Annotated in this window: 16 protein-coding genes; 11 read left to right on the top strand and 5 right to left on the bottom strand. The window is 70.5% G+C overall.

Features of this window, described 5'->3' with window-relative positions; all coding sequences use genetic code 11:
• Window positions 1-93: 93 nt before the first annotated feature.
• Window positions 94-1,125, bottom strand: a complete 1,032-nt coding sequence (locus OWR29_RS15295; RefSeq protein ID WP_267563482.1) for a LacI family DNA-binding transcriptional regulator — start codon at window positions 1,123-1,125, stop codon at window positions 94-96.
• A gap of 163 nt (window positions 1,126-1,288) precedes the next feature.
• Here OWR29_RS15295 and OWR29_RS15290 point away from each other — a divergent pair, with 163 nt between their 5' ends.
• The 7 genes from OWR29_RS15290 to OWR29_RS15260 all read left to right on the top strand — a co-directional run bounded on the left by OWR29_RS15290 (window position 1,289) and on the right by OWR29_RS15260 (window position 9,440).
• Window positions 1,289-2,512 (top strand): amino acid ABC transporter substrate-binding protein, encoded by a 1,224-nt coding sequence (locus OWR29_RS15290; RefSeq protein WP_267563481.1) that lies wholly within the window; start codon window positions 1,289-1,291, stop codon window positions 2,510-2,512.
• Between the two features lie 7 nt (window positions 2,513-2,519).
• The gene (locus OWR29_RS15285) at window positions 2,520-3,395 is read left to right on the top strand and encodes a branched-chain amino acid ABC transporter permease (RefSeq protein WP_267563480.1); all 876 of its coding nucleotides are present in this window, start codon (window positions 2,520-2,522) and stop codon (window positions 3,393-3,395) included.
• A gap of 355 nt (window positions 3,396-3,750) precedes the next feature.
• The gene (locus OWR29_RS15280; RefSeq protein WP_267563479.1) at window positions 3,751-4,740 is read left to right on the top strand and encodes a branched-chain amino acid ABC transporter permease; all 990 of its coding nucleotides are present in this window, start codon (window positions 3,751-3,753) and stop codon (window positions 4,738-4,740) included.
• 130 nt (window positions 4,741-4,870) lie between these two features.
• Window positions 4,871-5,599: an ABC transporter ATP-binding protein gene (locus tag OWR29_RS15275; RefSeq protein ID WP_267563478.1), complete on the top strand. Its 729-nt coding sequence runs from the start codon at window positions 4,871-4,873 to the stop codon at window positions 5,597-5,599.
• The gene (locus OWR29_RS15270; RefSeq protein ID WP_267563477.1) at window positions 5,592-6,332 is read left to right on the top strand and encodes an ABC transporter ATP-binding protein; all 741 of its coding nucleotides are present in this window, start codon (window positions 5,592-5,594) and stop codon (window positions 6,330-6,332) included. The genes OWR29_RS15275 and OWR29_RS15270 overlap by 8 nt, the downstream gene beginning before the upstream one ends.
• 118 nt (window positions 6,333-6,450) lie before the next feature.
• A complete protein-coding gene (locus OWR29_RS15265) occupies window positions 6,451-7,365 on the top strand; it encodes a LamG-like jellyroll fold domain-containing protein (RefSeq protein ID WP_267563475.1) in 915 nt (304 codons plus the stop codon).
• A gap of 8 nt (window positions 7,366-7,373) precedes the next feature.
• Complete coding sequence (locus OWR29_RS15260; protein ID WP_267563473.1) at window positions 7,374-9,440, top strand: PQQ-dependent sugar dehydrogenase; 2,067 nt, start codon at window positions 7,374-7,376, stop codon at window positions 9,438-9,440.
• 198 nt (window positions 9,441-9,638) lie between these two features.
• Here OWR29_RS15260 and OWR29_RS15255 read toward each other — a convergent pair whose 3' ends face one another.
• Window positions 9,639-10,496 (bottom strand): hypothetical protein, encoded by an 858-nt coding sequence (locus OWR29_RS15255; RefSeq protein ID WP_267563472.1) that lies wholly within the window; start codon window positions 10,494-10,496, stop codon window positions 9,639-9,641.
• 291 nt (window positions 10,497-10,787) lie between these two features.
• On the opposite strand from OWR29_RS15255, the gene OWR29_RS15250 reads away from it, so the two are divergent.
• Window positions 10,788-12,104 (top strand): AI-2E family transporter, encoded by a 1,317-nt coding sequence (locus OWR29_RS15250; RefSeq protein ID WP_267563471.1) that lies wholly within the window; start codon window positions 10,788-10,790, stop codon window positions 12,102-12,104.
• A gap of 3 nt (window positions 12,105-12,107) precedes the next feature.
• Here the strand turns inward: OWR29_RS15250 and OWR29_RS15245 are convergent, their stop codons facing one another.
• The 3 genes from OWR29_RS15245 to OWR29_RS15235 form a co-directional block, all read right to left on the bottom strand.
• Window positions 12,108-13,304 (bottom strand): 5'-methylthioadenosine/S-adenosylhomocysteine nucleosidase family protein, encoded by a 1,197-nt coding sequence (locus OWR29_RS15245; RefSeq protein ID WP_267563470.1) that lies wholly within the window; start codon window positions 13,302-13,304, stop codon window positions 12,108-12,110.
• Between the two features lie 86 nt (window positions 13,305-13,390).
• Window positions 13,391-14,083 (bottom strand): NUDIX hydrolase, encoded by a 693-nt coding sequence (locus tag OWR29_RS15240; protein WP_267563469.1) that lies wholly within the window; start codon window positions 14,081-14,083, stop codon window positions 13,391-13,393.
• A 9-nt stretch (window positions 14,084-14,092) separates the two neighbouring features.
• Window positions 14,093-14,842 (bottom strand): hypothetical protein, encoded by a 750-nt coding sequence (locus tag OWR29_RS15235; RefSeq protein WP_267563468.1) that lies wholly within the window; start codon window positions 14,840-14,842, stop codon window positions 14,093-14,095.
• Between the two features lie 179 nt (window positions 14,843-15,021).
• On the opposite strand from OWR29_RS15235, the gene OWR29_RS15230 reads away from it, so the two are divergent.
• The 3 genes from OWR29_RS15230 (at window position 15,022) to OWR29_RS15220 (ending at window position 19,287) form a co-directional block, all read left to right on the top strand.
• Complete coding sequence (locus tag OWR29_RS15230; RefSeq protein ID WP_267563467.1) at window positions 15,022-18,009, top strand: AfsR/SARP family transcriptional regulator; 2,988 nt, start codon at window positions 15,022-15,024, stop codon at window positions 18,007-18,009.
• 241 nt (window positions 18,010-18,250) lie between these two features.
• The gene (locus OWR29_RS15225; RefSeq protein ID WP_221374643.1) at window positions 18,251-18,397 is read left to right on the top strand and encodes a hypothetical protein; all 147 of its coding nucleotides are present in this window, start codon (window positions 18,251-18,253) and stop codon (window positions 18,395-18,397) included.
• A gap of 122 nt (window positions 18,398-18,519) precedes the next feature.
• Window positions 18,520-19,287, top strand: a complete 768-nt coding sequence (locus OWR29_RS15220; protein WP_267563466.1) for a 5'-methylthioadenosine/S-adenosylhomocysteine nucleosidase family protein — start codon at window positions 18,520-18,522, stop codon at window positions 19,285-19,287.
• Window positions 19,288-19,335 lie beyond the last annotated feature (48 nt).

Raw genomic sequence — 19,335 nt, 5'->3', positions numbered from 1 at the left:
CGAAGCTGACCACAAGCGTGTGCTTGGTCGAGCGCCGTCAGCCCAAGCCGGACTGGTCGAAGCGAATCCAGCGCTTGCCCTATCGAGGGCTGTTCAGGCTGGGGCGGGGCCGGTCGAATCGCGGACCACCAGCGTGTGGCCGGTTGAGCGCCGCCGCGGCCGGGCGGCTGCTGGGCGCAGGGCCAGCGCCAGCGCCATCTTGCCCATTTCGGTCATGGGGAGGCGGATCGTGGTGAGGCTGGGGGCCAGGTCGGCCGCCACCGAGACGTCGTCGAAGCCGACTACCGACATCCTTTCCGGTACGGGGATACCGCGCGCCCGCAGCGTCGACAGCACGCCGATGGCCATCGCGTCGTTCAGGGCGATGATCGCCGTCGTCTCGGGGTGGTCGCGCAGGATGCGCTCGGTCGCGTCCACTCCGCCGTCGCGGGTGAAGTCGGTGTGCACCACTGGCAGATCGCTCATCGAAAGGCCGGCTTCGCTCACTGCGCGCGCAACCCCGCCTATCCGGTCGATGACCGTGTTCAGTTCGGGGCTGCCCGAGGCGATCGCGATGCGCCGGTGGCCGAGTTCGAGCAAATGCTGCCCGAGTGCGCGCCCGCCGGCTTCGTTGTCGGGCAGAACGGCGTCGACGCCCAATGTGTGGCGGCCGATGACGGCCACGCGCCCACCACCACGTACGAAACCGGAAAGCTCTTCCCGCGCGGCCGTCTCGTGCCTGGCGTCGGCGAAACCCGAACCGGCGACGATGATGATGCGCACCCGCTGATTGATCAGGTGGCGGATCTGGCGCAGCTCGTGCTCGGGGTCGCGGCCGGAGTGGCAGATCTGCACGAGCAGCCCCTGCTCGTCGGCGACCCGGATGACACCGCCCGCGATCTCGGAGAAGTACGGGTCGTCGACCTGGTGCACGACCAGCCCGACCGTCGAGCTCGCGCCGCCGGCCAGCGTTCGTGCGTACGGATTGGCGACGTACCCCATCTCTTCGGAGATCTGCCGGATGCGGGCCGCGACCTCTTCGCTCACCCCGTCCCGCCCGGCCAGCGCGCGCGAGGCGGTGGCCAGCGAGACACCGGCGCGCTCGGCGATGTCGACGAGCCGCAACCGCACACCGGGCTTGGGCATGTGTCCACTCTCCACGAGTCGTCGCGGGACGTGATCACCAGGCCGGGGGATCACCGGTCGGACTGCAAATAAGTTTCCGGGGTGTTGCAAGTCACGCATCGATCACTTTAGGCTACGTAAGCGCTTTCGCAAGCGCTTACGTCCCGGCAAAGGAGCTCCGAGGATGCATTCACCCGCGAGACGTACAACCTGGGCCGTCGCGCTCAGCGCCACCCTTCTCCTGGCCGCGTGCGGCGGGGGCGGGGACGACGAGGAAGGGGGAGGCTCCGGCGACCCGATCGTCGTCGGCATCTCCCTGCCCCTGACCGGCGACTTCTCCGAGCCCGGCAAGGGCGTGCAGGAGGGGTACGAGGCCTGGGCCAAGATAACCAACGACAAGGGTGGCCTGCTCGGCCGCCAGATCGAGCTGAAGATCCTGGACGACCAGTCCAACGCCGACCGGGTCGTCGCCGACTACGAGCAGCTGATCGGCAGCGACCAGGTCGACCTGGTCGTCGGCCCGTTCTCGACCCGCCTGGTGGTGCCCTCGGCCCGGGTCGCGCAGGAGTACGGCATGCTCTTCGTCGAGCCCGCCGGCGCGGCCGCCGAGGTGTTCAACCAGGGCTTCAAGAACCTGTTCTACGCTGCCCCCGCAGTGGCCGACGACCACTACAACCACCTGGCCGAATACCTGCTGGCGCTGCCGGCCGGGCAGAAACCGGCAACCGTCGCGTACGCGGCCATGGACGACCCGTTCGCGCAGGGCACGGCGTACGGGCTGAAGAAGAAGCTCGAAGCGGGCGGCGTCAAGACGGTCGTGAACGAGGTCTACCCGCCCAACACCACCGACTTCGGCAGCATCGCGGCGAAGATCGCGGCGGCCAAGCCCGACATGGTGGTCGGCGGCTCGCAGTACCAGGACGGCGTGAACCTCATCGTGGCCCTGCAACAGCTGAACTACCAGCCGAAACTCGCCGCGTTCTCGACCGCTCCGACCAGCCCGGAGTTCGCCAAGGCGATCGGCAACAAGACCGAGGGGATTCTCTCGCCCACCGGCTACAGCCAGGATGCCCCGTACGAAAGCAACAAGGAATTTGTCGAGAAGTTCAAGGCCCAGTTCGGCAAGGTGCCCGAGGAGGACCAGGCCAACGGCTACACGACGGGCCAGGTCGTCGCGGCCGCGGTGCAGGCGGCGGGCTGCGCCGAGCAGGGCGAATGCCAGCAGAAACTGATCGACTGGCTGCACGGCAACACGGTCGACACCGTCGTCGGCCCGCTGAAGTGGGACGCCACCGGCAAGCCGCAGGGCGCCCACATGATCCAGCAGTGGATCGGCGACGACATCAAGATCGTGCTGCCGGCCGACGCCAAGGAGGCCGACATGGTCTACCCGAAGCCGGCCTGGTGATCAGCTGATGCTCGTCTTCCAGAGCGTGGTCCTCGGTCTGCTCCTCGGCGGGCTGTACGCCCTGCTCGCCGCGGGGCTGACCCTCTACTTCGGCATCATGCGGGTGGTGATGATCGCCCACTCGGCGTTCCTCATCCTGGCCGCGTACCTGGCCTGGTGGACCAACGACCGGCTGGGGATCGACCCGCTGCTGTCGATGGTGGTGACCGTGCCGCTGTTCTTCGGCGCGGGGGTGCTGCTGCAGCGCGGTCTGCTGTCCCGGCTGCGCCCGGCCACGCTCACGATGATGTCGGTGCTCATCACGTTCGCTATCGCACTGATCATCGAAGGCCTTCTGGGGTACGCCTTCACGGGCACCCAGCGGCGCATTCAGCTCGGCTACGGAACGGCCAGTTTCGAGCTCTTCGGGGCCCGCGTGGCCGTGGTCAAGCTCATCGCGTTCGGCTTGGCGGTGGTTTCGCTTGCTTGCTTGTACGTGTTGATGAAGCGAACCCAATTCGGGTGGGCGCTGCGGGCCACGATCCAGCACCCCGACGCCGCCCGCCTGGTCGGCATCGACACCGAGCGGACGGCCGGCTTCGGCTTCGGCCTGGGCCTGGCCACCGCCGCAGTGGGCGGGACGGCGCTCTCGCTCGACACCACCATCTACCCGTCGCTGCACTGGCACTGGATCGGCCCGCTCATGGCCATCATCGTCGTCGGCGGCCTGGGCAGCGTCCCCGGCGCCGCCGCGGCCGCCCTGGTGCTGGGGCTCGCGCAGAGCCTGCTGCAGATCCCGATGGGCGCCACCTGGGCGCAGACCGTGTTCTACGTGGCCTTGTTCGCCACGCTGGCCGTCCGGCCACAGGGATTCTTCGGAGGCCGCCTTGCCCAACGCTTCTGACGCCGCCCCGCCCCCCGGCAATGCCCAAACGGCCGGCAACGCGCAAACGAGCAGCAACGCTCAATCGGCCAGCAATGCGCAAACGAGCAGCAACGCTCAAACGAGCAGCAACGCTCAAACGAGCAGCAACGCTCAAACGAGCAGCAACGCTCAAACAAGCAACATCGCTCAAACGAGCAACATCGCTCAATCGGGCGGCAACGCTCAAACGAGCAGTAACGCTCAAGGCGACGCCAACGCCCAAACGGCCGGCGGTGCGCGAACGGGCAGCAACGCTCATCAAGCGCGCAGTGCCGTCGCCGGGCTGTCCGGTCCGGGTAAGTGGGTGCCGCTCGGGGCGGCCGTCGTGTTGATCGTGGCGATCCTTGTGTTCCCGAGTCTGGCGCCGAACCCGTACATCCTGTCGTCGGGCGTCATCGTTCTGAACTGGGCGGTGCTGGCGACCTCCTGGAACTTCGTGGGCGGGTTCACCGGCTACATCTCGCTCGGACACGGGGCGCTGGCCGGGTTGGGCGGTTATGCGACCGGGCTGCTCATCACCAAGGCCGACATGCCGAGCTTCGTGGCGCTCATCGCCGCCGCCGTGCTCGTGGCCGCGCTGGCGGTGCCGATCGGGTTCGCCGCGTTGCGCGTTCGTGGCGCTTCGTTCGTGATTGTGTCCATCGCGCTCGTGCTCATCCTGTTGCTTGTCTTCCAAAGTTGGTCGTCGGTGACCGGAGGCTCGCGCGGGCTGGTCGTGCCTCGTCCGTTCCCGGGCATGTTGCGGCCCGAGCACCATCGCGTCTTCTTCTTCCTGTACGGCGGTCTGCTGCTCCTGGCGCTGGCGACGTGGTGGCTGCTCGACCGTTCCCGCTTCGGCATGGGGCTCAAGGCGATCCGCGAGGACGAGGACAAGGCGGAATCACTCGGCACGCCGACCTTCGCGTACAAGCTGACGGTGTTCGTCATCTCGGCCGCTTTCACGGCGCTGGCCGGCGGCCTGTATGCGCTGTGGTTCGGCGACCTCGACCCGGTCTTCCAGTTCTCGGTGCTCACCGGCTCGTACATCGTGCTCATGGCCCTGCTCGGCGGCGTCCGCAACCTGTACGGCCCGGTGCTCGGCGCGATCGTCGTCGGCATAGCGCTCGAGTACTTCAAGGTCGAGTTCGGCAACACGCCGCTGCACCTGGTCACGACGGGTCTGCTGCTCGGCCTGGTCGTCATGTTCATGCCCGACGGCGTCATCCCGTCCGTCACCGCCCTGGTCCAGCGCCTGCGCAACCGCGAACAGAGCTCGATCCGCGAGGTGACCGCAGCCGACCTGGCCGAGCAACGCAAACGCGAGCGCGAGGGGGCGAACTCATGACGCTCAGGCCGAAACGCGCATCCGACTGCGCGAAGTTGTTCGTGGCGGTCAAGCAGGACCGCGCGATGGTGGCGGTCGGTGGTTGCGCGTTTGGTGTGCGGTTGGTGCGCGAGTGTGAAGGAGTGTGCTCGTGACGCTTGAAACGCGGGAGTTGCGGAAGGCGTTCGGGGGCGTGGTCGCCATTGACGGGGCTGACGTCGAGTTTCTGCCGGGCAAGGTGAACGCGCTGATCGGGCCGAACGGCAGTGGGAAGACTACGTTCTTCAACTGCGTCACGGGCATGATCAAGCCGGACAGCGGGTCGGTTCTGTTCGGGGGGCGGGACCTCACCGGGAAGGCGCCGCACGTTGTTGCGCGGGCGGGGGTTGGGCGTACGTTTCAGCTCTGTCGTGTCTTTCCGCGCATGACGGCCGTCGAGAATGTGCTTGCGGCTGTTCGGCCGGGCGGGTTGGTGCACGGGCTGCGCAGTGCGCACCGGCGGAACGAGACCGAACGCGCCCATGGCTGGCTCACCCGGCTCGGCATCGAGCACCTGGCCGACGCCGAGGCGCGCAACATGTCGTGGGGGCAGCAGAAGCTGCTCGAGCTGGCCGGCGTTCTGATGGCCGAACCGGACACGATCCTGCTCGACGAGCCGGCCGGTGGCGTCAACCCGGCGCTGCTCGATCGCATCGGCACGCTCGTGCGTGAGCTGAACGCCGAGGGGCGCACGTTTGTGATCGTCGAGCACAACATGGACCTGGTCATGAGCATCAGCGATCACATCGTGGTGTTCGACCGCGGGCGGCCCATCGCGGCCGGGCCGCCGGCCGAGATCCGCGCCGACGAACGAGTGCTGGGGGCCTACCTTGGTGTCTGAGATCGAACTGGTCGACGTCCAGGCCGGGTACGGCCGGGCCGCCCCCGTGCTGCGCGGCTTCAGCGTCGAGGTCCCCGCCGGCACGGTGGTGTGCCTGGTCGGGCCGAACGGCGCCGGCAAGTCCACGGTGCTCAAGGTGGCCAGCGGCCTGCTCGGCCCGCGCTCCGGCAAAGTGATGGTCGGCGGCAAGGACATGACCGGCGCCGGCCCGCAGAAGATGCTCGCCGAGGGCGTCGCCTTGGTGCTTCAGGGCCACAGCGTGTTCCGCGAGATGACCGTCGAAGAGAACGTGCTGCTCGGCGGCTACACGCTCACCGACAAAGCCAAACGCGCGAAACGAGCGGCCTTCGTCAAAGAGCTGTTCCCCGTGGTGGGGGAGCGGTGGCATTCGCTGGCCGGCCTGCTCTCGGGCGGGCAGCAGAAACAGGTCGAGTTCGCGCGTTCGCTCATGGTCGACCCCAAGGTCGTGCTGCTCGACGAGCCGTCCATGGGGCTCGACCCCAAGGCCACCAGCACCATCTTCGAACAGGTCGTGCGGATGCGTGACGCCGGGACGGCGGTGCTGCTGGTGGAGCAGAACGCCCGGCGCGCGCTGCAGACCGCCGACCTCGGGTGCGTGCTCGACCTCGGGCGCGTGCACATCTCCGGACCGGCGGCCGACCTGCTGGCCGACCCCCAGCTCGGGGAGCTCTACCTCGGCGGCCGTCCCGCCGAGAAACCGCCCGTCGTCTGAGGCGGTCCACCGTACCGCAAAGCCGGCTCGGCCCACCGGTAGAGGAAGCGGACCGCCCGAGCAAGAAGCGCCGGGCGAATGCCAGGAGCCACCTGTCCCACAACGAGAGGTGCGTGTCATGCGAAGAACCGGACGCGTCGCCGTCGCGGCTGCCGCTGTCCTTGCGGCCACCGCGGCCGCGGCACCCGTCTCGGCCGGAAACCGGTCCGGCCCGGACATCGTCCACCCCGCCCTGCGATCGAGCCTGGTCGCCTACTACGACTTCGACCATCCGCTGCGCGGCGACCCCGCGCTCGAGCAGGACCAGGGCCGATCCAGCACCGAGATCGAACTGGTCAACGGCGGGACCGCCATGCGGGTCGCCGACCGCGCCTATCCCGGGGGTGGGCGCGTTCTCCTGACCAAGCAGGTCAACCCGGGCGTGACCGGGAACGACGACTGGAAGGCCGGCATCTATTCGGCCAGCGGCGTCCGTACGCTGCGACCCTTCAGCAACGCCGAGGGCGCCACGGTCATGGGCTGGTTCAAGCGTTCCATGGACCGCCCGGCGGCCGGCTTCAACGCGATCGGCCTGGCCGGCGTGCTCACCGGCGACTCCGACGGGCACGCCGTCCGGGCGCTGCTCGAACTCATCGACGTCAACGGCGAGCTGAAACTGGTCGCGCTGGGCCGCCGGATCGACGGCGGCAACTCGCAGACGTTCGCCGCGACCGAGGACTGGCGCACGCTGCTGCCCAAGGACAAGTGGGTGCACCTGACCGCCACGTTCGACTTCACCCAGGGGACGATGGCGCTCTACCGCAACGGGAAAGCGGTCCCCGGCTCGTACACCCGCAATGACGACCCCTGGCTGATCAACGGGCCCGGCCCGCACGTCACCAGCGCCGCCGACGCCCGCGGCATCAAGATCGGCGGGAGCTTCCCGCAGAACACGCTCGAACGCAATCCGTGCGACTGCCGGATGGACGCACTGATGTTCCTCGACCGCTCGCTCTCCGCTCGCGAGGTCGCGAACCAGTTCCGCCTCTTCTAGGAGTCTCCATGCGCAGGTTTGCCATAGCTGCCGCCGGTGCGGTGCTGTTGTCCACATTGGTCGGTGTGCCGGCGTACGCCGCCGACCCGGCCCCGATCTACGACCCGATTCCCACCGAGCCGGTCACCTCGAAGCTCGGCCTCGTCCTGACCGAGTACGCGCAGTTCCCCAAGAGCGAGACCAACCCGCCGCTGATCGACCAGCGGCTCAACCGGGTGGCCCGCATCAACACCATCATGGAGCTGCCCGACGGCTCCGGGCGCCGCGCGGTGCCCGACCTGAACGGCAACCTCTACATCGTGAAGAACGGCGTCCCCAGCGTCTATCTCGACGTGGCCGCCACCTTCGCCCCGCAGTTCTTCTCGGGCCGCGGGCTCGGGCAGGGCTTCGGCTACGTCGCGTTCCACCCGGACTTCAAGCGCAACGGCCTGTTCTACACGATCCACACCGAGCAGGCGTCGCAGACCACCGCGGTGCCCGACTACGCCCAGGCGAACGTGCTCTTCCACGGCGTCATCAACGAGTGGAAGGCCACGAACCCGGCCGCCGACACGTTCGCGGGCACCCACCGCGAACTGCTGCGGATCGGCTTCGGCGGGCAGATCCACGGCATCCAGGAAATCAACTTCAACCCGACCGCACGCAAGGGCACTTCCGAGTACGGCAAGCTCTACCTCGCCGTGGGCGACGGCGGCCAGGGTGTGAACAACACCGACCCGCAGAACCTGGCCATCCCGCACGGCAAGCTGCTGCGGATCGACCCGGCTGGGAACAACTCGCCCAACGGGAAGTACGGCATCCCGAGCGACAACCCCTTCGCCGGGCAGGCCGGCAAGGCGGGCGAAATTTACTCGTACGGCTATCGGGACCCGCACCGGTTCAGCTGGGACCGCGCCACCGGCCGGCTCTACCTCGGCCACATCGGCGAACACGCCATCGAGGCCATCTACGAGGTGCGGGCCGGCGACAACATGGGCTGGAGCGAGCGCGAGGGCGCGTTCGTCTTCGACAAGACGCCGGCCACCCCGTGCGACCGTCTGTTCCCGCTGCCGGCTGATGACAGCGGCTACACGTACCCGGTCGCGGCGTACGACCACAACCCGGCCCCCGGCTGGAACTGCACCTCCGACGTGGGCGTCGCGGTGGCCGGTGGCTTCGTCTACCGCGGCCACGACGTGCCGGCCCTGCTTGGCAAGTACGTCTTCGGCGACCTCGTCGACGGGCGGGTGCTCTACACCGAGGCGTCGGAAATGCGCCGGGGCCGTACGCCGGCCACGATTCACCGCCTCAACCTGTTCACCCCGGACGGCACCCCGGTGCGCATGCAGGACCTGTCCAGCCCCGGCGCGCCCGGCGACCCCAACCGCGTCGACCTGCGCTTCGGCACCGACGCGAGGGGTGAGCTCTACATCCTGGCCAAGGCCAATGGCAAGATCTGGAAGGTGACGGGAACCAGGACCTTCGCGGCGGCCTCGGCCGGGCACACCCGGATCGCCCCGGCCCCGCGGGCATCGAACTGGGCGCCGGTCACCCCGGCCAAGTGGCAGTTCACCAACGGCCAGGTGATCCTGGCCGAGGCGGGCAGCGAGCGCCCCGGCCCGCGCCGGCCGTTCGAGTACGCCGTACTGACCGCCGGCCCTGAATGGAAGTCGGTGGACATCCGCGCCCAGGTGCGGCTGGACGAGCCGGTGACGCTGACCAACCGCGACGTGATCATCGTGTTCGGCTACAAGTCCGACACGGAGTTCTACTACGCGCACCTGTCGACCGACAACACGATCCTGCCCCACAACGGCATCTTCAAGGTCAACAACGCCGACCGCGAGCGCATCGACTACCAGTGGAACGGCCGCTCCCGAGGAGCGAACCCGGCCATCGTCGACGAGCGCTGGCACGACGTACGGGTGAAGCACCTGCCCGCGACGGGGGAGATCGCGGTGTACGTGGACGGGTCGTCGGATCCGCTGATGACGGCCCGGGACACCACGTTCACGTCGGGGCGGGTCGGTTTCGGCTCGTTCGACAACCGGGGCCGCCTGCGCAACTTGACGGTCACGGGCACACCGGCGGCTTAGGCGCGGCTTTTCCACAGTTCCGGGTTGTCCACAGGCCATCAGCACGATCATGGGCACTTACGAGAAAATGACCACGGGGGCTCCCCCTTGGGAGTGGCGGGGTCGGATTCTTTATTGATCATGTGATGGTGCGATCTTGCACGACGGGCCGGCGCTCCAGCGGGAGCGTCGGCCCATGTCGATTCGGTACGCGGGTGGTCAGCCCACGGGCGCGGCGCCGGCGGTCGCGGGCGTTCCGGCGGTGCCGTTGAGCGTCGTCTCTGTGCCGGTGAGGTCCACGCCGGTGGCGTTCGGGCTCTCCGTGGTCGCCGGCTCCGTAGTCGTGCCGGTGGCGGTGTCGGCCGGCGGGTTCACGTCGGCGGGCGCTGCGGTGTCGGTCGGAACGGTTGCGCCGTTTCCTGCCGTGACCGGGGCCGTGGTGTCGACCGGGGCTGCGGTGTCCGTGGGCGCTGTGGTGTCCGTCGGGGCGACGTTGCCCGCCGGGGCAGTGTTGTCGGCGGGAGCCGTCGTGTCAGCCGGAGCGGTCGTGGGAGCGGTCGTGTCGGCGGGAGCTGTCGTGTCGGCCGGCGTGGTCGTATCAGCCGGGCTCGGCGTCGTTGTCGGAACGGGCGCCGTCGTGGGGTTCTGGGTCGGCTCGCCAGGAACGGCCGAGCCTGGCTCGGGCGCGCCGGCCTCATTATCGGTAGGGCCCGGGCCGCCAGGCTGAGAACTGGTCGGCGCCGGCCCGCCAGGCTGCGCCCCGCCAGGCTGCGCCCCGCCAGGCTGCGGGCCACCGGGCTGCGGGCCACCAGGCTGCGGGCCACCGGGCTGCGGGCCACCAGGCTGCGGGCCACCGGGCTGCGGGCCACCGGGCCAGCCGGGCTGAGAAGGCCACCCCATCATCTGCGGCAGGCCCTCCAGGCTGCCCAGGATGATCACCACGACGTTCGGGGCGTCGTGGGAGCCGCCTGCCGGGTCCGGCTCGTTGGCCAGCGCGGCCGAGGCCGGCCCCAGCGCGAGCACGGCTCCGGCCAGCAGGCCCGCGCCGGCGGTGAGCCGGCGATCTTTCTTGCGCATCTGCCTGATTCCTTTCGGGTTTCCGACTTCCTCGGGTCCGCAACAGCTCAGCACAGGAATGCGCTATTCGACGGCAATTATGGGGAACTCTCGAGACCGTGCATGACCTGCGCCGGAGCGGGTATTCCGGGCCTCCTCGGCGCGCTCGATTCGTACATTGAGGTCCGAAGTCGCACTCGGCCGAAAAGGCGTACGGCCCTGAAGTAATGGACGTCGCGTCTGGCCCGGTGTTTCCCATTTCGGCACCGGGGTACCCCGCACCCGGATTGGTGCTGCGGGAAGAAGGACCGGATGGCCTGGATCGACGAGGTACGCGAGCGGGCTCGGGCCCGGATGGAGCAGGCACGCTTGGGGGCGCAGCCGCCGCCCTTCCTCGACGAGTCGGCCGCCGCCACGGCCACGCCGGTTGTCATGGTCGACGCCTCGCCGCGTGACGAGGACGGCCTGCCCCGCCCGATCCGGGTGGCCGGCGCCTGGGCCTGGCGGATCGTTCTGTTCTTCGCCGTCGGCTGGCTGCTGTTGCAGGTGATCGCCCGGCTCGACCTGGTCATCATCCCGGTGGTGGTGGCCGTGCTGCTGGCCGCCATGTTCCAGCCGGTCGCGGCCTGGCTGCGCCATCGGGGCATGGGCCGGTCCTTGTCGGCCGCTCTGGTGCTGGTGACCGCGTTGATCGTGGTGTTCGGCGGCCTGGGCCTGATCATCAACACGTTCATCTCGCAGCTCGACGCGTTGAGCTCGCAGGTGGGTGACGGCGTCCGCCAGGTGCAGGACTGGCTGGCCCGCGGGCCGCTGCATCTGTCGCAGGATCAGATCAACAACGCGATCTCCGAGGCGCAGACCGCCATCACCTCGAACCGCGGGGCGCTGACCTCGGGCGCGCTGACCACGGCGACGACGATCGGCGAGGTCGGCACCGGCTTCTTCCTGACCTTGTTCACGTTGTTCTTCTTCCTGCGGGACGGCGACCAGATCTGGCGGTTCCTGTGCCGGCTGCTGCCGCGCGGCGCCCGGACGCCCACCGCCCGGGCCGGCCACTACTCGTGGCACACGCTGGTCTCGTACGTGCACGCGACCGTGCTCGTGGCCTTTGTCGACGCGATCGGCATCGGCATCGGCCTGTTCGTGCTGCGGGTGCCGCTGGCTCTGCCGCTGGCCGCGCTGGTCTTCCTGGGCGCCTTCATCCCGGTGGTCGGCGCCACGGTCAGCGGCGCCGTCGCCTGCCTGGTCGCCCTGGTCACGGTGGGCCCGGTGAAGGCGCTGATCCTGCTGGGCGTGGTCATCGCCGTCCAGCAGCTCGAGGGGCACGTGCTGCAGCCGCTCATCATGGGCCGGGCCGTCGCCCTGCACCCGTTGGCGGTGATCCTGGCCATTGCCGCCGGCGTCGTGCTGGCCGGCATCGTCGGCGGCCTGATCGCCGTACCGTTGCTGGCCGTTCTCAACACGGCGGTCCGCTATCTGTTCGCCCATCCGGACGGCGCGCCCACTCCGGACCGCGAGCCACCGGGCACAGAGGACCCCGGCGAGGACGACGAGCCGTCGACGGCCGAGCTGAACAACGATCCCGCCGTGCCGCCACCCGCGAGCACCAGCCTGCAGAAACCGGCGTAGACCTCAGCGCAGCCGGTCGGCGAGGTCGGTGCGGCCAATCTCGTCGAGGGCGCCCGGCATCTCGCCGAGGCGCCCGCGCACTTCGAGCCAGGCCCACAGCGAGCGCGGTTCGTCGCCGCGGGTGAACTTGTAGACGTCGAACGGCGGCACCCCGAGCAGGTCGGCCAGGTCGTGCCAGTCGTAGATCAGCCCGCGCAGCACCTGAAGTTTGGCGGCGCCCGGCACCTCTGCGGTGCCGTCGACCGGTAGCAGCCGGCTCAGCAAGGTGAACAGAACCTCGGCCGAGGCGCGCGCCGCGAACTCTTTGAAGCGGTCGTCCTTGCTCAGATCGGCGTGGTCCATCACGCCCTTGGCCACCAGCCAGTGCGGCACGTGGCGCTGATGAGCCACCGTGGCGACGGTCGCCGCCTCCATCTCGAGACCCAACAATTTGCGTACGCCCATCGAGCGCAGCCGGCTCCAGACGCCCTCGTCCCGTTGCACCGCGCTGCCGCTGGCCATCGGCCCGTCCAGCACGGCGAACGGCAGCCGGTCGGGCCCGTCCACGTCACGGGCCAGCAGGTGCCGGATGGTGGTGCCGCCGGCCGGGGTCAGCGCCAGCACCCCGTCGGCGAAAGTGATCAGCCCGGCTGCCGCCCATTTCTCGAGCCGGTGGGCCCACGTGCCCCGGGGGAAGTAGCGCTCGCGTGCCGGATGCAGGCGCGGATCCTGGCCGCGCAGAAGCCTTTCCAGCAGCCAGATCCGCGACGATTCCTCGGTGGCCGGCCCGTAGCTCGGCAGTTCGGTGGGGTCGAAGTCCTGAGCGGCGCGGATCCAGCGGGTGTCTTGTGGGTACTGCTGGTGGTCGCCCTGGAAGCCGCCCGCGGTCTGCAGACCCTCGTCGTACTCGTAAGCGGAGGACGCCACGATGACGTCGCCGGGCGCGCACTCGGCCGGGTTGCCCGCGCACACCCCGCTCATGGCCAGGCAGCGCGGCCGGAGCAGATCGGTCAGCGTGGTCGCGAGCGGGCCGGTGACCCGCGGGCCCATGCGCACCGGCCGGGCCAGGGCGATCGCGAGCGGCCCGAACTTGCCGGCCAGGTAGGGCAGCGAGCCGGCCGTCTGCGGCTGCCACTCGACGCCGCCGAGGCGATTGCCGGCCGCCTCGGCGGCTTCGAGCTCGCGGGGAAGCGCGGTGATGATCAGGGCGTCGATCAACATCGAGTCTGCGCTTCCTTCCGCGGGCAGCCCACGAGGCCGCCACCTCGTGAAGCAGAACCAGCATCCAGCCGCGACCTACCGTTTTCCTACCCGTGCTTGTCGGTCCGCAGGATCGGCGGGTTGAGGACGGTCGCCCCGCCCGCCCGGTAGAGCGCGGCCGGGCGGCCCACCTCGGGCATCCGCTTGCCGCCGGTGGCCTCGACGAAGCCGTCGGTGCCGAGCACCTTGCGGTTGAAGTTGCGCGGGTCGAGCCGCTGGCCCCACACGACTTCGTACACGTTGCGCAGGTCGCCGATGGTGAACTCGTCGCCGCAGAAGGCCGTGGCCAGCGTCTGGAACTCGAGCCGGCTGCGCGCCCGTTCGACGCCGCCGGCCAGGATCTCGTCGTGGTCGAAGGCGAGCCCGGCGGCCTTGGCGACCGGCGTCCAGGCGGCGCTGCTGGCGTCCGAGCCGGCCGTGGGCAGGGGCAGGTCGGGCATCAGGGCCAGGTAGGCCACGCTGACGATGCGCCCGCGGGGGTCGCGGCCGGGTTCCCCGTACGCATGAAGTTGCTCGAGATAAAGCCGGTGACCGTCGAGTCCCGTCTCTTCGTGCAATTCCCGGATGGCAGCCTGCAGCAGATCCTCACCCTCGCGCAGGAACCCGCCCGGTAAGGCCGCCTGCCCGCGGAACGGCTCGTTGGCGCGTGTGATGGTGAGAACCTGCAGCGCGTCGTCGCGAACGGTGAGGATCACCAGGTCGACGGCGAGCCGCAGGAGGAGATGGTCCCGCTTCGGCATCCCCCGAGCCTAGTGAAACTGTCTCTCTGACACAAAGACCGGCCGCCCGGCCGCCCAGATCTGGTCGAACTCGGCCCGGAAGTGCTGGTACCAGAGGTGGTCGCGGCCCGGATGCAGGGCCAGCGCCGGCTCGCGTCCCCCGAACGTGTGCGAGTAGATGTCGACGTGCAGGTGACCGTGCGGCTGGTGGGCGTCGACGGCGACCAGGCCGACCGCGGGCACGAAGTCGAGCAGCCGCACCTCGGCCCGGCCCGGCCCGGGCAACGCGCACAGGGTGGCCGCCAGGTCCAGAGTGGGCTGCAGGCGGTGGGCGAAGATTCCGGTGGCGCCGGGGAACGTGCTGCGCCGCGCCGCCTCGCCCAAGACCTCGCCGTCCGGGTCGATGACGGCGATGCGGACCGTGCCGCCACGCCGGACGCACTCGCGCAGCTCGACCGCGTGGTTGCGGACGGTCCGGTTGAGCGTGACGCCGATCAGCCCGATTTCCCAGGCCTGGGACAGGTCGACGTCGAGCCCGCTGCTGGAGGTGGTCAGCAGGCGGTCGGCCGACGGCGGTTCGGTGAAGTGGCGGCGGGTGATGTCGGTCAGCCCGTGCATCTGCACCCGGGCCGTGAGCGAGCCGGCGGCCAGCACTCCCAGGGTGGCCAGGGTGGCGCCGGCCAGCACGGACGAGCCGGCCAGGTTGAGCATGCCGAGCACGCCCACGACGAGCGCGACGGCCGAGGTGACGACGAGATCGAGGGAACGCCAGAGCCGCATGGGGATTCTCCGTCTCGGACGGTGGCGGGTTGATGCACCTAGCGTAAGGTAGAAAGTGTCAGTGTGACAATAATGATGTCCGGCAACGATCACCCGGCGCGTCGATGGCGTCACGCATCGCTCGCCTCTACGGTGGCGGTTCGGGGATCGCGTGTGGGAATAACTCTGGGGAACGACACATGATCTTTCGCATTCTCGGGGATCTCGAGGTGCGCCCGCCCGGCGGCGGTCCCGTCGTGCTGCCCGGCGGGCGTCAGCTGTCAGTGCTGGCGGCCCTGCTGATCAAGGCCAACCAGCAGCTGTCGACGGCCGAGCTGCTGCGGGCCGGGTGGGGCGATCCCGAGGTCAGCCCGGCTCAGCTGCACAAGGCCGTCTCGGCGTTGCGCCGCCTGGTCGCGCTGGCCGGCCGGCCCGGCTCGATCAAGACCCACAACCGCTTCGGGTACGAGTTGAAGGCCGCGACGGCCGACCTCGATCTTCTGCAATTCCGCTGGCACGTCGACCGGGCCGACGCCGAGCGCCGCGAGCAGCACATCCCGCAAGAGATCGAGCACCTGCGGGCCGCGATCCGTCTCTGGCGCGGCGCCAGCCCGCTGGCCAACGTGCCCGACGCTCCGTTCGCGGCCGAGATCGGCGCGCTGCGCAGCCGTCGCAAGCGGTCGGCCGTACGGCTGTTCACTCTGGAGCACGCGCGCGGCGAGCACGCCGCGATCCTCGACGACCTGGCCCAGTTCTTCGCCGAGGACCCGGCCGACGGGCAGCTGTGCCGGTTGCTGATGTTCTCGCTGTATCGCAGCGGCCACGCGGCCGAGGCCATGGCTGCTCTGGAGCGGCACGAGGAGGCGGTCGAGGGCGGCGCCGACAAGGGCCTGCGGCGCCTGGGCTACGCGATGGCGATGCACAACGACGAGCTGGTGGCCAAGGCCGACGAGGCGAGCGCCCGGACCCCGCGCGAGGTCCCGCTGCCCCGGCAGCTGCCGCCCGCCCCGGCGTCGTTCGTCGGCCGGGAGGATCTGGTGGCCGAGCTCGGCACGTTGCTGCGCGACCGGCGCCGTACGGTGCTGGTCATCTCGGGACCGGGTGGCATGGGCAAGACGGCGCTGGCCCTGCGCGCGGCGCACGACGCGGCCGATCTGTTCCCGGGCGGGCAGCTCTGGGCCGACCTGCGCGGCAGCTCCGACCAGCCGGTCGATCCGGGCGAGGTGCTGGCCGAGTTCCTGCGGGCGCTGGGCGAGACGACGGTGCCCGAGAGCCGCCGCGAGCGGATAGCCCTGTTCCGCACGCTCACCGCCGGGCGCAAGCTGCTGCTCGTGCTGGACGACGCCGGCTCGGTGGCCCAGATCCGCGATCTCATCCCCGGCGGCGGCACCTCGATCGTGCTGGTCACCGCGCGCCGGCGGTTGCCCGGCATCGACGCGGCGGTCCACCACGTACCCACCCTGGAAGCTCTCGATCAGCCGACCGCCGCGGCCCTGTTCCGCAACGTCGTCGAGGCGGCCCAGGTCGATGTCAGCGGCGAGCGGGAGGCGGTCGAGGCCGTGGTCCGGCTGTGCGGCGGGTTGCCGCTGGCCCTGCGGATCGCGGCCCAGATGCGGGTCGAGGACTTCCACCGCCCCACCGCCGAGCTGCTGGGCCGGCTGCGCGAGCAGGGTCCGGCCGCCTTCCGGCACGGCGACGAGAGCCTGGCCCGCACGATCGGCGCCGGGCTGGCCCCGCTCGACGACCTCGCCCGCCGATTGTTCCTGGGCCTCGGCCTGCTGGCCCAGCCCACGTTCGGCGAGTGGACGGCGGCCGCGCTGCTCCAGGAGCCGGGCCCGGCCGCCGGGGCCGCGCTGGCCCGGCTGGCGCTGGTCGGCATGGTCGACCCGGTGCATCCGGGCGCCCGCTACGGCTTCCACGACCTGACCCGCGACTACGCCCGCGACCGAGCCGCGGCCGAGCTGAAGCCGCCGGAGGAGAGCGTCGAGGCGCCGGCCCGGGTGTGCCGGGCCCTGCTGACCCTGACCCGCCGGGCCCACGACGCTCTCTACGGCGGACGGTTCGATGTGGTGCACAGCGACGAGCCGGATGTCGCCGTTCCGGAGGCCGAGACGGCGGCAATGGCCGGGGATCCGCGGACGTGGTTCGAGATCGAGCGGCTCAACATCAGGGCCGCGGTCGGCCAGGCGGCCGCACTCGGGCTGACCGGGGTCTGCTGGGACCTGGCCGTGTCGGCCCACGAGTTCTACGCGATCGGCCAGTACTTCGACGACTGGCGGGTCACCCACGAGATCGCCCTGGCCGAGTGCCGCCGGGCGGGCGACCGCCGGGGCGAGGGGGTCGTGCTGGTCGCCCTGGGTCAGCCGCCGCTGGTGGCCAGCGGCAGCCCCGGCGTCTCGGGCGTGGCCGAGCTGGAGCGGGCGCAGGAGCTGCTGGCCGAGGTGGGGGAGCGGCACGGCCGGGCGGTGGCCCTGCGGACGCTGGCCAACGCCCTGCGCCGCCGGGGCGAGATGGCCCGGCCGCTGCAACAGTTCACCGAAGCCCTGGTGCACTACCGCGAGAGCGGGGACGTGGTCGGCGTCCAGCAGACGTTGCGCTTCATCGGCCAGGCCCACCTCGACATGGGCCACCCGGACGCGGCCGTGGCCACCCTGCGCGAGGCCGAGCGGGTGGGGCGCGAGCTGGGCCAGCCGCAGGTGCTGGCGCCCACCCTGTACTGGATGGGTCACGCGTACCTCGCCCGCGGGAACCAGGCCGCCGCCGAGGCGGCGTTCGCCGAGGTGTACGCGATGTTCCCGGACGGCGGGATCGGCCACGCCTACGCGCTGCACGGGCTGGGCGATGTGGCCCTCGTCAGCGGCGACCTCGACATGGCCGCGGCCCGGCTCTCCCGGGCCGAGGAGTGCGCCCGGGAAGGCGCCGATGTCGTGCTGGAGGGCCGGATCTACCTGACCGCGGCGGCGCTCGAAGCAGCCCGGGGAGCCCGCATCGACCAGGAGGTTGATCTGCTCCGGGCGGTGGAGCTGTTCCAGTGGTGCGGCGCGGCCCATCTGGAGATCGCGGCCCAGGCGGCCCTGGCCGACGCGTACGCGCTGGCCCAGGACCAGCCGGAGGCCGAGGCCGCCGCCCGCGACCGCATCCGGGAGCTCGCGGCCGGCCTGCCGCCCGAGGACCGTCCGAAACTCTGACCCGGCATTAATGTCGCCTTGACACTAAGGTCTGCCGAGGGTTAACGTCATAGTGACAGTAAGACCTGCCGCGAAGGCCGGGACGTACGCCCGACCGGCTCGGCCGGCTTGCCGTCAACCGCGCGCACAGGCTCGCGCGGGGGAGGGAAGGCCACCCTCCACCGTCACCGCTCGGCCGGGCGGGACGGGCCCGCGAGCCCATCGTCCGAACACTCCGCAACCTTCCTCGAAAGGAAAGGTCATGCGCGCTCGCCATCGTCACTTCCTGGCCGCCCTCGTGTCGGCCGTCGCCATCGCCCTGTTCGCCCCGTCGGCCGCCTCCAGTGCCCAGGCCGTGACCTGCCCGGGCAGCACCAGCTGGGACAACATCCTGCAGCGCTGCGTCTGACGGGCCAGGTGCGCGCCGGGTCCGACCGGACCCCGGCGCCACCGGGCGACGACGGCAGGAAACCGGAAGGCTTCGCCGTTACCGTCCGCCGCAGCGCGCCCCTCATGGGAGAGAGAAGCTTGATGACACACCCCTTCCCGCGTTCGAGCCCGCCTCGCCTCGACCGCACGGTCCGGGCCGAGGTGGGGGTCCTGACCGTGCTGCCCGTCGAGATGCGGGCGGTCGTGAACGCACTCAAGCGCATGTACGACTACGGGCGCGCGCCCCTGGCCTACGAGGCCTGGCTGCCGGACTCGCGAGGGCGGCACGTACGGGTCGCAGCCGTCCAGTCCGCGCGGCCGGACGCCGAATCGGCCGCCCTCGCCTACCAACGCCTGGTCGAGGCGTACCAGCCCGACACGGTCGTCCTGGCCGGCATCGCGGCCGGGGTCGCGCCGCAGGTGGCGCTGGGCGACGTGGTCCTCTCCGACCGCCTGGTCACCGCCGGCCTGCCCCGCATCCCGGCCCAGGGCTTCGCGGCCACCCTCGGCTACCGCATCGAGGAATTCCTCACCGCGGTGCCGATCGTGCAGGAACGCCGCAACGGCGACTCGTTCCGCCTGCACCGCGGCCCGATCGGCGTCGGCGGCGCGATGACCGGGGACGCCGGCGCCGAGATCCGCCGCTGGCTGACCCAGGTCAACGACCGGGTGCTGGCCGTCGAGAGCGACGCCGCCGGCGTCGCGCCGGCCCAGCCGGCGGTCCCCGGCCGCGGCCCGGCCCGGCTCGCCGTCCGCGGCATCGCCGACACCGCCTACCAACACCGCAACGAGGACTATCGCGAGCTGGCGGCCCGCCACGCAGCCGAAGTGACAGCCATGCTCGTGCCGTTCCTCCACCCCGGACGGTGAGCACCGGCAAAATCGGCCGAAGACCCAACTTCGCCGGCCGGATCGACG

The sequence above is a fragment of the Paractinoplanes pyxinae genome (genome assembly GCF_026626335.1).
GTDB lineage: Bacteria > Actinomycetota > Actinomycetes > Mycobacteriales > Micromonosporaceae > Actinoplanes > Actinoplanes pyxinae.
Note: the sequence above shows the minus strand (reverse complement) of the source record. Positions and strands in the feature narration are given on the sequence as shown.

Bases quoted from the DNA above. Each gene is read 5' to 3' on its own strand.
- OWR29_RS15260 (WP_267563473.1), top strand. From the start codon at position 7,374: ATGCGCAGGTTTGCCATAGCTGCCGCCGGTGCGGTGCTGTTGTCCACA.
- OWR29_RS15265 (WP_267563475.1), top strand. From the start codon at position 6,451: ATGCGAAGAACCGGACGCGTCGCCGTCGCGGCTGCCGCTGTCCTTGCG.
- OWR29_RS15240 (WP_267563469.1), bottom strand. From the start codon at position 14,083: ATGCCGAAGCGGGACCATCTCCTCCTGCGGCTCGCCGTCGACCTGGTG.
- OWR29_RS15235 (WP_267563468.1), bottom strand. From the start codon at position 14,842: ATGCGGCTCTGGCGTTCCCTCGATCTCGTCGTCACCTCGGCCGTCGCG.
- OWR29_RS15290 (WP_267563481.1), top strand. From the start codon at position 1,289: ATGCATTCACCCGCGAGACGTACAACCTGGGCCGTCGCGCTCAGCGCC.
- OWR29_RS15220 (WP_267563466.1), top strand. From the start codon at position 18,520: ATGACACACCCCTTCCCGCGTTCGAGCCCGCCTCGCCTCGACCGCACG.
- OWR29_RS15255 (WP_267563472.1), bottom strand. From the start codon at position 10,496: ATGCGCAAGAAAGATCGCCGGCTCACCGCCGGCGCGGGCCTGCTGGCC.
- OWR29_RS15225 (WP_221374643.1), top strand. From the start codon at position 18,251: ATGCGCGCTCGCCATCGTCACTTCCTGGCCGCCCTCGTGTCGGCCGTC.
- OWR29_RS15295 (WP_267563482.1), bottom strand. From the start codon at position 1,125: ATGCCCAAGCCCGGTGTGCGGTTGCGGCTCGTCGACATCGCCGAGCGC.
- OWR29_RS15230 (WP_267563467.1), top strand. From the start codon at position 15,022: ATGATCTTTCGCATTCTCGGGGATCTCGAGGTGCGCCCGCCCGGCGGC.
- OWR29_RS15250 (WP_267563471.1), top strand. From the start codon at position 10,788: ATGGCCTGGATCGACGAGGTACGCGAGCGGGCTCGGGCCCGGATGGAG.
- OWR29_RS15285 (WP_267563480.1), top strand. From the start codon at position 2,520: ATGCTCGTCTTCCAGAGCGTGGTCCTCGGTCTGCTCCTCGGCGGGCTG.
- OWR29_RS15245 (WP_267563470.1), bottom strand. From the start codon at position 13,304: ATGTTGATCGACGCCCTGATCATCACCGCGCTTCCCCGCGAGCTCGAA.